Here is a 12174-nt window from a genome sequence, read left to right as displayed (position 1 = left end):
AATGACGGTTAGTCAGGATTCGGCACCCGGACTACGCCTTTCGCCAACGGGGCAGATGAACTGATTCGGGGGTGGGCGATGATCGTGATCGTTGACGAACGAGAACTTGTGACCGAGGGTTACAATTCGCTGTTCGATCGGGAAGGTGTGGCTAGCGCGGGTTTCGCGCCAAGCGAGTTCGATGCTTGGGTGTCGAGCGCGCCAGCGGACGATCTGAAATCGGTCCGGGCTTTCCTCATCGGCGACTGCCGCGAAGGCGCGGTGTCGCCGCGCCAGATCCGCGACCGTACCGGCGCCCCGGTCATCGCGCTCAGCGAGCACAACTCTCTCGAAAACACATTGCGGCTGTTCGAATCCGGCGTCGACGACGTCGTACGCAAGCCGGTCCACATCCGCGAGATTCTGGCACGCATTTCGGCGATCCGCCGGCGCGCCAACGAAGATTCCACCTATACCGAGATCGGATCGATGCGCATCTTCATGGATGGCCGCGATCCCGAAATCGAAGGCCAGCCGATGCCGCTGCCACGGCGCGAACGCCGCATCCTCGAATATCTGGCCAGCAATCGGGGCCGCAGGGTCACCAAGACCCAGGTCTTCAACGCCATCTACGGCATCTTCGACGAAGAGGTCGAAGAGAACGTCGTGGAAAGCCACATCTCGAAGCTGCGCAAGAAGCTGCGCGAACGGCTCGGTCACGACCCGATCGATTCCAAGCGCTTCCTCGGCTACCGGCTTATCGCCTGATGCAGCCGACCGCAGCCCGCGCCAGCCTCGCACAAGACAAAGCCGCTAGCGTGAACGGCGACCCCATGCGCAGAACGGAGACGTTGCGATGAGCCTCTATGGAATGATGCGGACCGGCGTTTCCGGTATGAACGCGCAGGCCAACCGCCTGTCCGCGGTCGCCGACAACATCGCCAACTCCGACACCACCGGCTACAAGCGCTCTTCCGTCGAGTTCTCCAGCCTGGTCATGTCGAACACCGGCGGCGCCTATAATTCCGGCGGCGTCAACTCGACGATCCGCACCGCTGTCACCGACCGCGGCGATCTGAGAGGCACCTCCTCGGTGTCCGACCTCGCCATTCGCGGTGACGGTTTCTTCGTCGTCCAGGATTCCGGCGGCACCCCGTTCCTCACCCGCGCCGGTTCCTTCGTGCCGGACGCGCAGGGCAGGCTGGTCAACGCCGCCGGCTTCCAGCTGATGGCTTACAGCTACGCGAACGGCACCCCGGCACCGACGGTGAACGGCTTCCAGGGTCTGGTGCCGGTCCAGATCACCAGTGGCGACATGACCGCGACGCCGTCCACCACCGGCACCTTCAGCGGCAACCTGCCTTCTGGCGCCACAGTGGTGGCTACACCGCCGTCCGGCAACGCCGCGGGCGCCCAATACACCAACAAATCGTCGATGGTCGTCTACGACAAGCTCGGCAACAAGGTGATGGTCGACGTCTATTTCACCAAGACAGGCGCCGGCGCCTGGGAAGTCTCGGTCTTCGATCAGTCGAAGGCAACAGCTGGCGGACCGTTCCCCTATACAGGCGGCGCGTTGCAGACGGCCAACATCACCTTCGACGCCAACGGCAAGCTCACCGGCGGCACCGACAGCATCACCTTCACCGTTCCCGGCGGCAATCCGCTGAAACTCGATCTCAAGGGCCTCAGCCAGCTGGGAACCGGCTATACCGCCACCGCGCAGGTGAACGGCAACGGCCCGAGCAGCATCGAAAAGGTGTCGATCGGCAAGGACGGCACCATTTACGCCCAGTACGCGGATGGTTCGACCAAGCCGCTCTACAAAATCCCGCTAGCGACGGTGCCGAGCCCAGACCGGCTGGTCCAGCAGTCCGGCAACGTCTTCACCCAGAGCCCGGACTCGGGCGACGTGCGCATCGGCTTCGCCGGTGACGGCAAGCTCGGCGACATCATGTCGGGCAATCTCGAGAATTCCAACGTCGACATCGCCGAGGAGCTCACCAACATGATCTCCTCGCAGCGCAGCTACACCGCCAATTCGAAGGTGTTCCAGACCGGCTCCGAGCTGATGGACATCCTCGTGAACCTGAAGAGATGAGGCGCGGCATTGGGGAGCGGTCGATGGTCGACCGCTCCCCGGCCGCATCACTGCCTGAAAGATCCGCATGTCGTTGTCATCCGCACTCAACATCGCCCAGTCCTCGCTCAAGGCAACGTCGCGGCAGACAAGCATCGTCTCGCGCAACGTCTCGGACGGCTCCAATCCCGACTACTCGCGCCGTTCCGCAATGCTGGTCTACACGGATCCCGGCGTCAGCGTCGTCAAGATCCGCCGCGAAGCCAACGACCTGCTGTTTCGCCAGAACCTGAGCGCCCTTTCCGCGTGGAGTGGCCAGGGCGCCCTGGCCAAGGGCATGGACAAGCTGGAACTGCAGGTGAACGGCGTCGACAACGCGTCGTCCGCGTCCACCGCGATCGGCAACCTGCAGAAAGCCTTGCAGCTTTACGCCACCACGCCATCGAACCAGAACCTTGGTTCCAGCGTGGTCGAGGCCGCGCGCCAGGTCGTCCGTTCGCTGAACGATGGCACCAAGGCGATCCAGGATTTCCGCACCCAGACCGACGGCGAGATCACGACCGCAGTCAACGACATCAACGACCTGCTCAAGCAGTTCGAGGTCGCCAACAAGGCGGTCGTCTCGGGAACGCGCTCCGGCGGAGATGTTTCCGATGCGCTCGATAACCGCGACGCGATCCTGAAAAAGATCTCGGAATATGTTCCGATCTCCACCTACACCCGTGGCGACAATGACATGGTCATCACCACGGGCGACGGCACCACGCTGTTCGAGACCATCCCGCGTTCGGTGACCTTCACGCCCTCGGCCGGCTATGCGCCCGGCGCGGTGGGCGGCCAAATCTATATCGACAATGTGCCGCTGAAGACGACAGGCGTGACCGATGCGCCAGGCAAGCTCGCCGGCATGCTGCAATTGCGCGACAACGTCACCGTCACCATGCAGAGCCAGCTCGACGAAATCGCGCGCGGCCTGGTCACGGCCTTCAGTGAGAGCGCAACCGGGCAGCCGACGCTCGCCGGCCTGTTCACCTGGTCCGGCGGACCGGCCGTGCCGCCCGCGGGTACGCTGGTCGACGGGATAGCCGGCACGATCAAAATCAACCCGGCGGTCGACCCGTCAGCTGGCGGCAATCCCGTCCTTCTCCGCGACGGCGGCATCAACGGGGCGGTTTATCGCACCAATCCGAACGCCGCGGGCAGCGGCGCTTCCTATGCCGACCGGCTGATCGCCTATGGCGAGAAGCTGACCCAGCCGATGGCCTTCGATCCGGCAGCCGGCATCACGGCAAACTCCAGCCTCGTCTCCTACGCAGCCAGTTCGATCGGCTGGTTCGAGGGCGTGCGCCAGCAGGCATCGACCCTGGCCGACACAAAGGAAGCGCTGGCGCAACGCACCGGCGAAGCCCTTTCCAACGCCACCGGCGTCAATGTCGATACCGAGATGTCGCTGATGCTGGATCTGGAACACACCTACCAAGCGTCGGCGAAAATCCTGACCACCGTCAACCAGATGCTGGATACCCTCCTGAGCGCCGTGAGATAAAAATCATGAAAACCACGTCCGTTTCATCGTCAGCCATGTCCAACGCGATGCGCTATTCGCAGTCGCGCATGCAAGCGGAACTCGTGAAGCGCCAGAAGGAAATGGATACGCTGCGCGTGGCCGATCTCGGCCTGGCGCTCGGTGCCCGCACGTCGCAGTCGGTCACCTTCGCCCGCGATCTCGAGCGGCTGAACAGCATCGTCGATTCCAACAAACTGATTTCGTCCCGTCTGTCGACCACGCAGGACGCCCTCGGCAAGATGGGCGATGCGGCGCAGCGTCTGCTGACGGCCGTCACCACCGCCGCGAGCGGCGACCCGGGCTCCAACGTCACCCGCGACGCCGGCAAGGCGGCGCTGCAATCGATGACGTCGATCCTCAATTCGAGCATCAACGGCGAATATCTGTTTGCCGGCACCAACACCGATGTGAAGCCGATCAACGACTATGGGGCGGCGGGCTCGCCGGCGAAGGCTGCCTTCGATGCCGCCTTTGTGGCGCGCTTCGGTTTCCCCGCGACCGATCCGGCCGCGGCCAGCATCACCGCCACCCAAATCAACGACTTCATCACCAACGATGTGGCGCCCCAGTTCCTTGGGGCAGGCTGGAAGGCCAATTGGTCGAACGCCACCGATCAGCAGATCGTCAGCCGCATCTCACTGAATGAGACGACCGAATCCTCGATCAGCGCCAACACCGATGGTGTCAAGAAACTCGCCATGGCCGCGACCATCGTCAACGAGCTTTTCTCCGGCAATCTCGGTGCCGAAGCCAAGAAGGCGGTGGCCCAGCGCGTCATGACGATTACCGGCGAGGCTATCGGCGCCAACGCCCAGACCCAGTCGCAGGCAGGCATCATCGAACAGCGGGTGAGCGACGCCAGCGACCGCATGAAGGCACAGATTGGTCTGTTTGAAAAACATGTAGTCGACCTGGAAGGCGTCGATCAGTACGAGGCCGCCAGTCGCGTCAACGATCTGATGTCGCACATCCAGAACTCGTACGCCTTGACCGCCCGTATTTCGCAGCTCAGCCTGATCAACTTCCTGAAGTAACCGCCGATCGGACAAGTGATGTACCAATTCTCCTATGCCGATGTTCAGACTGACTCCATGGCGGACGCCAAGGAACGCGAGCGGCAATTGCTGACGCGGTCGATCGACCTGCTCATCACCGCTGCCAATGCCGGCCGCGATTCGATGCAGGCGGTGGACGCGCTGCATTTCACCAACCGCGTCTGGACCACGTTGCTCGAAGACCTTTCCTCCAGCGACAACGCCCTGCCGAAGGAACTGCGCGCCAATCTCATCTCCATCGGCATGTGGCTGCTGCGCGAGACCGAAGACATCCGCCAGGGCCGCTCCGACAATTTCGACGGCCTGATCGAAGTCTCCCAGATCATTCGGGACGGCATTCAATGACCCCGGCCAAGAGCACGCTGAAACTCTCCCTGAAGCCGGGCGAGCGCATCTATCTGAACGGCGCCGTGATCCGCGTCGACCGCAAGGTCACGCTGGAACTCCTGAACGATGTCCAGTTCCTGCTGGAGAGCCACGTTTTGCAGGCGGAAGAAGCCTCGACACCACTCAGGCAGCTCTATTTCGTCGCGCAGATCATGCTGATCAATCCGCAGGGCGCCAATGAAGCGCGCGAAATGTTCCGGCATTCGCTGCCGCTTTTGCTCGCCTCCTTCGACAATGAGCGCATCCGCTCGACCTTGAAGGATGTCGACCGCATGGTCGGCGAAGACCATGTCTACGAAGCGCTGAAGGCGATCCGTTCACTCTATCCGCTCGAACGGCTGGCACTCCAGAACGACGACAACGAAACCCAGGACACAAAGCGTCCTATGGCAGTGGGAGCACGCTGATCATGGCCGTCGACATGAACACCAACAACACCACCTACTCGAACAACACCCAGCCCTCGGAGCAGAAGTCGAAGACCTCGGTCGACTACCAGTCGTTCCTCAAGCTTCTCGTCGCCCAGATGAAGAACCAGGATCCGACCAAGCCGATGGATTCGACCCAGTATGTGGCCCAGCTTGCCACCTTCTCGCAGGTCGAGCAGTCAGTGCAGATGAACAAGCGGCTTGAATACATCCTGCAATCCTCGGCTCTGTCGCAGGCCGATTCACTCATCGGCCGCCAGCTGACCTCGGCCGACGGCAAGGACACCGGCGTGGTCAAGGAAGTGAAGTTGGCCAGCGATGGCCTGATCGCGATCCTGGCCAACGGCAAGGAAGTGCCGGTGCTGCCGGGCGTTTCCATCAAGCCCGCGCCGACCACCTGAGGTTTCGCCTGTGAACGAGGCCGACGCACTCGATATCGTCCAGTTCGCGGTCTGGACGGTGCTTACCGCCTCGGCGCCCGTCGTGCTGGTAGCTATGGTGGTGGGCATCGGCATCGCGCTCATCCAGGCGCTGACGCAGATCCAGGAAATCACGCTGACCTTCGTGCCCAAGATCGTCGCCATCATGCTGGTCGTGGCGTTGACCGGCCCCTTTGTCGGTGGCCAGATCTCGGCCTTCACCAACGTCGTCTTCGAGCGAATCCAGCACGGCTTCTGACCTGGGTCAAAATCTGGGCCGCTGTGGCGGGATTCTATCCGCCGCCTGGACCAGTCCAATTTCGAAAAGGCGTTCGCCTTTTCCGCAGTCTCGTCTAATTTCGTCGGCAAACGCAGCCATTAAGAGCGGCGATTCACGAGACGAGACATGCCTCACGACAGCGGTCCGGCGATCGAGGACGAGCCGAGTAGCCAGCGCATTTCAGCGCTCGCACCCTTTCAGCACGGCATCTTCCGCGCGGTCTGGAGCGCCAGCCTGGTTTCTAATCTGGGCGGGTTGATCCAAGGCGTTGGCGCCGCCTGGATGATGACGCAGATCGCCACCTCGCCCTATCAGGTGGCGCTGGTGCAGGCATCCACGACGCTACCGATCATGCTGTTCGCGCTCGTCGCCGGTGCCATCGCCGACAGCTACAACCGCCGCAAGGTGATGCTGATCGCGCAGAGCTTCATGCTGGTGGTGTCGCTGCTTTTGATGGTGTTCACCCACCTCAACCTGCTCACCCCCTGGCTGCTTCTGGCCTTCACCTTCCTGATCGACTGCGGCACGGCATTGAACAGCCCGTCCTGGCAGGCATCCGTCGGCGACATGGTTCCGCGCAACAAGGTGCCGGCGGCAGTGGCGCTCAACTCGATGGGCTTCAACCTCACCCGCAGCGTCGGTCCGGCGCTCGGCGGCATCATCGTGGCGACGGCCGGCGCCGCCGCCGCTTTCGCCGCGAATGCCGTCAGCTATGTCGGCCTGATCGTCGTGATGGCGCGCTGGAAACCGAACCTGCCGGTTTCCGGCCTGCCGCGCGAATCTCTCGGCGCCGCGATGGGTGCCGGACTGCGCTATGTCGCCATGTCGCCACATATCGGCAAGGTTCTGGTACGCGGCTTCATGTTCGGCTTCAGCGCCGGCGCGGTGCTGGCCCTTCTGCCTCTGGTGACGCGCGACCTCGTCAAGGGCGGGGCGCTGACCTATGGCATCATGCTCGGCGCATTCGGCATCGGCGCGGTCATCGGCGCGCTGACCAGCGCGCGGCTGAGACAAATGCTGTCCAGCGAAACCATGGTGCGCTCGGCCTTTCTCGGCTTCGCGCTCTGCGCAACCGTCGCCGCCATCAGCCCCGCCGCCTGGCAGGTGGCGCTCGGTCTCTTGGTGGGTGGCGCCTGCTGGGTCACCGCGCTCTCGCACTTCAACGTCACCGTGCAGATGTCGACGCCGCGCTGGGTGGTTGGGCGGGTGCTGTCCATCTATCAGATGGCGACCTTCGGCGGCATCGCGCTGGGCAGCTGGATCTGGGGCGTGACCGCCGACACCCATGGCCCGAGCGTCGCCCTTCTGGCGGCGGCGGCCACGATGCTTGTCGGTGCCGCCATCGGCTTCTTCCTGCCGCTGCCGCAGCACATCGCGCCCAATCTCGACCCGCTCGACCGCTGGCGCGAGCCGATGCTGGCGCTGGACCTCAGGCCGCGTTCGGGGCCGATCGCCGTGATGATCGAATACGTCATCAAGGAGGAAGACGTTCCGGAGTTCCTCAAGGTGATGACCGAGCGCGGTCGCGTCCGCCGCCGCGACGGCGCCCGCAACTGGGTGCTGGCGCGCGACCTCGAACATCCGGAAGTGTGGATGGAAAGCTACCACACGCCGACCTGGCTGGATTACATCCGCCACAACAAGCGCGCGACCCATGCCGACGCCGAAATCACCGAACGCATCCGCGCCCTGCATTCCGGCACCGAGCGACCCAGAGTGCGGCGCATGATCGAGCGCCCGACCAACCCGAACGGCTATTACGGCACGCCGAAGCCGCACGAGGAGCACTAGAGCGCCGCGCCAGGGTAACGCCGCTCAGCTTTCTCCCGAAAGATCGCGCCGCGCCTTGTCGAGCTCTTCCGTATAGCGGCGCAGCATATGGCCCTCGGTGAGCAGACCGACGACCATCCGGCTTTCGAAGTCGTCGACAACCGCAAGCTCTTCGGCGCCGGCGCGCTGGAAGGTCTCGGCCGCCGACTGAACGTTCATCGACGGCACCAGCACCGAATTGGCGGAGCGCGCCAGCGTCAGCACCGTACTTGCGCTGTCGGGCACGTCGCCATAGGCGTCCGAGACGATGACCATGCCGACATAGCGGCCATCGCCATCAACGACGATGACGCGCTGCGCCGAGCCAAGCGGCACCTTCTCGCGGAATTCCGCGATGGTGGTGGCCGCACTGATGGTGCGAGTTTCCTTGCGCATCATCACGCCGACGGTGAGGCTGCGCATCCAGCCGACATCCTGCGCCGAACGGATCGTCTCGCCGCGCAGGTGGAAACGCCAGGTCGAGAAGGAATAGCCAAATGTCTCGCGTACCAGGATCGAGGTCATGATCGCGGCGGCCAACACCACGCCGGTCAGCGTCAGGTCACCTGTCGATTCCAGCGCCAGGAAGGTCATGGTCAGCGGCCCGCCGATGATGCCAACCGCCATCGACGTCATGCCGACCACGGCGGCAATGGCGGGATCGATGCCGGACGCGGGTGCGATCAGCAACATCAGCGCCGCGAAAATCTTGCCGAGCAGCGCGCCGAGCAGCAGCGAAGCGAAAAACAGACCGCCGCGGAAACCGGAACCCAGCGAGATAACCGAGGCGGCGATCTTGAGCAGGAAAACGGAAGCGATGACGGTGAGCCCGTAATTCATCGCGAATTCGCGGTGCAGCGCGCCATGGCCGCTGGACAGGACCTGCGGGGTAATGAGGCCGAGCAGCCCGACCGCGCAGCCGCCGAGGAACGGCCTGAGCGACGCATCGATCGAAAGCCGGGTCAGGCCACGCTCGACAGTCGCCACCATATACATGATGGCGATTGCGATACCGCCGGCGATCAGGCCAAGCGCGAGGAACGGCAGATACTGGCTGGCAGTCAATGTCGGCACGGCGCCAAGTTCCAGCGGGAACGGCGCGCCGCCCAGCCAGTTCGTCACCAGCGTGGCGCAGATGGCCGCCGTCATCACCGGCGCGACATTGGCGATGGAGTAGATGCCGATGATCAGTTCGAACCCATAGAAGGCGCCGGTCAGCGGTGCGTCGAAGGCGGCCGCGATGGCGCCGGCGGCGCCGGCGCCGACGAGAATGCGCACATCGTTGCGCCGCATGCGGAAGAACCGCGCCAGCCGCGAGCCGAAGCCGCCGCCGACTTGCGTATAACCTGCCTCTAGGCCAACCGAGGCGCCGAAGCCGGACGACAGAATGGTCTGGCCGGCAATGATGAAAGTGTCGGTCAGCGACATGCGCCCACCATAAAGCGCGTTGGCCTCGATCGGGTCGACCGGCGTGCGGAACTTGCGCTTGCGCAGCCAGATGATGGAAAGGCCGAGCAACAACCCGCCGATCGCCGGGGTCATCGCCTGCAACGGGTTGCCCAGCGAAAACATCGCAGACAGGCGTCCGCCTGCCGGCACGTCGAACAGCAGCCAGTGCATGCCCTGCACCAGCGCGCTCATCGCCGTCACCGCAGCCCCCGAAAAAGCGCCGACAACGGCCGCGATAAAGACGACGATGATGCCGCGCGCTTCCAGCACGGGAACGGAACGGACCAGAAGGGCGCGCAGGCGACGGGCGTGGACGGGCAGCGAATGGGTCGAAGACAACGGACGGCTCGCGAATGTCTCATGAGGCACCAAGCCCCAACCGCCTGATACGCCTGACTTTATGGCATGACAACGGCGAATGCCGACACAGTTTGTCGGACTGGTGGAACCGAGCGCCGCGGTTCATCGGCCGCCGGCGAGCTCCAGGTCCTGGAAGCCCGAAAACCAGGCAACGGCTTTTGCCGCTCAACCGACCGCGTCTCACCCCTCGCGCAAGCTTGGCCGGTTACGGTGCATGGCCCGGATTGCCGTTCCGGGCCTGGCAGGCATTGGACGTGAGGTAGATATGGCCATCAGCGAGAGCATTTCGGCGGGCGCCGTGCCGCGCAGCAGCCGCGATATCTTCTTCGCGCTGGGTATCGTCGTCATCCTGGCGGTGCTGTTCCTGCCGATCCCGGCTTTCCTCATCGACGTCGGCCTCGCCTTTTCGATCGCGCTGTCGGTGCTGATCCTGATGGTGGCGCTGTGGATCCAGCGCCCACTCGATTTCTCGTCCTTCCCAACGGTGCTGCTGATCGCCACGATGCTGCGCCTGTCGCTGAACATCGCCACGACCCGCATGATCCTGTCGCACGGCAATGAAGGGACCCACGCCGCCGGCTATGTCATCAGCGGCTTTTCGAAGCTGGTCATGTCGAGCGACTTCGTCATCGGCCTGATCGTGTTCCTGATCCTCATCGTGGTGAACTTCATCGTCATCACGAAGGGCGCGACGCGTATCGCCGAAGTCGGCGCCCGTTTCACCCTCGACGCCATTCCCGGCAAGCAGATGTCGATCGACGCTGATCTTTCCGCCGGCATGATCGACGACAAGACCGCGCAACTGCGCCGCCGTGAACTGGAGGAAGAGTCTTCCTTCTTCGGCTCGATGGACGGCGCTTCCAAATTCGTGCGCGGCGACGCCATCGCCGGCCTCATCATCACCGCCATCAACATCGTCGGCGGTATCGCCATCGGCTATCTGCGCCATGGCATGGGTCTCGGCGAGGCGGCCGACGTCTTCATCAAGCTTTCGGTCGGCGACGGCCTCGTCACCCAGATCCCGGCGCTGATCGTTTCGCTGGCCGCCGGCCTGCTGGTTTCCAAGGGTGGCACGCGCGGCTCGGCCGACCAGGCGGTGTTCGGCCAGCTCGGCGCCTATCCGCGCGCGCTTTATGTGGCGGCCGCTTTGCTCGGCCTGCTGGCGCTGATGCCGGGCCTGCCGATGTTTCCCTTCGTTACGCTGGGCGCCGGCATGGCCGCCATGGGCTACATCATTCCGCTGCGCCACAACCGCCGCGTGGCCGAGCAGGAGGAAGCGCTCGGCAAGGAGGCCGCCGCCAAGGTCGAGGAAGAGAAGAATTCGGTGAAGGCCTCGCTGGCCACCGCCGAGATCGAACTGCTGATCGGCAAGCAGCTTTCGACCAAGCTGCTCACCTCGCACCAGGAACTGGCGTTCCGCATGGGCAAGATGCGCAAGAAGTTCGCCGCGCAATATGGCTTCGTGGTGCCGGAGGTGAAGCTCAGCGACGACTTCGGCATCCCGCCGAAAAGCTACCAGATCAAGATCCACGGCACGGTGGTGGCCGAGCACCAGATGCGCGTCGGCGAACTGATGGTGCTGTTGGGTACCCGCGACCTGCCGGAAATCCCCGGCGAGGAAGTGCGCGAGCCAGCCTTCGGCATGCGCGCCTATTCGGTGATGGAAGCTTTCGCCGAGGACCTGAAGCGCGAGCAATATACGTTCGCCGACAACATGTCGGTGCTACTCACTCACCTGTCCGAGGTGATCCGCAACAACCTGCCGCAGCTCCTCTCCTACAAGGACATGAAGGCGCTGCTTGATCGCCAGGACCCCGAATACCGCAAGCTCGCCGACGAGATCTGCACCTCGCACATCTCCTATCCCGGCCTGCAGGCGGTGCTGAAGCTGCTGCTCGCCGAGCGCGTGTCGATCCGCAATCTGCATCTCATCATCGAGGCGATCGCCGAGATCGCGCCGCATGTGCGGCGCACCGAGCAGATCGTCGAGCATGTGCGCATCCGCATGGCGCAGCAGATCTGCGGCGACCTGACCGAGGGCGGCGTACTCAAGGTGCTGCGCCTCGGCAACCGTTGGGACCTCGCCTTCCACCAGAGCCTCAAGCGCGACGCCAAGGGCGAGGTGCGCGAGTTCGACATCGACCCGCGCCAGCTCGAGGAATTCGGCCAGGAAGCCACCAAGGCGATCCGCCAGCACATGGAGGCCGGCGAGCGCTTCGTGCTGGTCACCGCGCCCGACGCTCGCCCCTATGTCCGCATGATCATCGAGCGCCTGTTCACCACGCTGCCGGTGCTCAGCCATGTCGAGATCGCCAAGGGTGTCGAGATCAGGGTGCTCGGGACCATTTCGTGACGATGGGA

General features: G+C 63.8%; 11 protein-coding genes. 10 read left to right on the top strand and 1 reads right to left on the bottom strand.

Annotated features, from left to right (window positions below; translation table 11 throughout):
- The first annotated feature begins 78 nt into the window (after positions 1-78).
- The 9 genes from FZF13_RS15460 (at position 79) to FZF13_RS15420 (ending at position 7986) form a co-directional block, all read left to right on the top strand.
- Positions 79-747 (top strand): response regulator transcription factor, encoded by a 669-nt coding sequence (locus FZF13_RS15460; RefSeq protein ID WP_024925792.1) that lies wholly within the window; start codon positions 79-81, stop codon positions 745-747.
- Between the two features lie 88 nt (positions 748-835).
- Complete coding sequence (locus FZF13_RS15455; protein ID WP_024925793.1) at positions 836-2080, top strand: flagellar hook protein FlgE; 1245 nt, start codon at positions 836-838, stop codon at positions 2078-2080.
- A gap of 67 nt (positions 2081-2147) precedes the next feature.
- Complete coding sequence (flgK, locus tag FZF13_RS15450; protein ID WP_024925794.1) at positions 2148-3605, top strand: flagellar hook-associated protein FlgK; 1458 nt, start codon at positions 2148-2150, stop codon at positions 3603-3605.
- Positions 3606-3610: 5 nt separating this feature from the next.
- Positions 3611-4660, top strand: a complete 1050-nt coding sequence (locus tag FZF13_RS15445; RefSeq protein WP_024925795.1) for a flagellar hook-associated family protein — start codon at positions 3611-3613, stop codon at positions 4658-4660.
- Between the two features lie 18 nt (positions 4661-4678).
- A complete protein-coding gene (gene flaF / locus FZF13_RS15440) occupies positions 4679-5026 on the top strand; it encodes a flagellar biosynthesis regulator FlaF (RefSeq protein WP_024925796.1) in 348 nt (115 codons plus the stop codon).
- Entirely contained in the window at positions 5023-5475 is a 453-nt protein-coding gene (flbT, locus tag FZF13_RS15435; protein WP_024925797.1) for a flagellar biosynthesis repressor FlbT, read from the top strand. The genes flaF and flbT overlap by 4 nt, the downstream gene beginning before the upstream one ends.
- A gap of 2 nt (positions 5476-5477) precedes the next feature.
- Positions 5478-5897, top strand: coding sequence for a flagellar hook assembly protein FlgD (flgD, locus tag FZF13_RS15430; protein WP_024925798.1), 420 nt, complete (start codon positions 5478-5480; stop codon positions 5895-5897).
- Between the two features lie 10 nt (positions 5898-5907).
- Positions 5908-6174, top strand: a complete 267-nt coding sequence (gene fliQ / locus FZF13_RS15425) for a flagellar biosynthesis protein FliQ (protein ID WP_024925799.1) — start codon at positions 5908-5910, stop codon at positions 6172-6174.
- A gap of 147 nt (positions 6175-6321) precedes the next feature.
- On the top strand, positions 6322-7986 hold the full coding sequence (locus FZF13_RS15420) for an MFS transporter (RefSeq protein ID WP_036254655.1): 1665 nt from the start codon (positions 6322-6324) through the stop codon (positions 7984-7986).
- A gap of 24 nt (positions 7987-8010) precedes the next feature.
- Here the strand turns inward: FZF13_RS15420 and FZF13_RS15415 are convergent, their stop codons facing one another.
- Positions 8011-9792: a chloride channel protein gene (locus FZF13_RS15415; RefSeq protein ID WP_036254657.1), complete on the bottom strand. Its 1782-nt coding sequence runs from the start codon at positions 9790-9792 to the stop codon at positions 8011-8013.
- A gap of 286 nt (positions 9793-10078) precedes the next feature.
- Between FZF13_RS15415 and flhA the strand changes: the two genes are divergently transcribed.
- Positions 10079-12166, top strand: coding sequence for a flagellar biosynthesis protein FlhA (gene flhA, locus FZF13_RS15410; protein ID WP_024925802.1), 2088 nt, complete (start codon positions 10079-10081; stop codon positions 12164-12166).
- The last annotated feature ends 8 nt before the right edge of the window (positions 12167-12174 follow it).

Source organism: Mesorhizobium terrae (genome assembly GCF_008727715.1).
GTDB classification, from domain to species: Bacteria; Pseudomonadota; Alphaproteobacteria; order Rhizobiales; family Rhizobiaceae; genus Mesorhizobium; species Mesorhizobium terrae.
The sequence above is the reverse complement of the archived record's forward strand: the minus strand, read 5'-3'. Positions and strand labels throughout refer to the sequence as shown.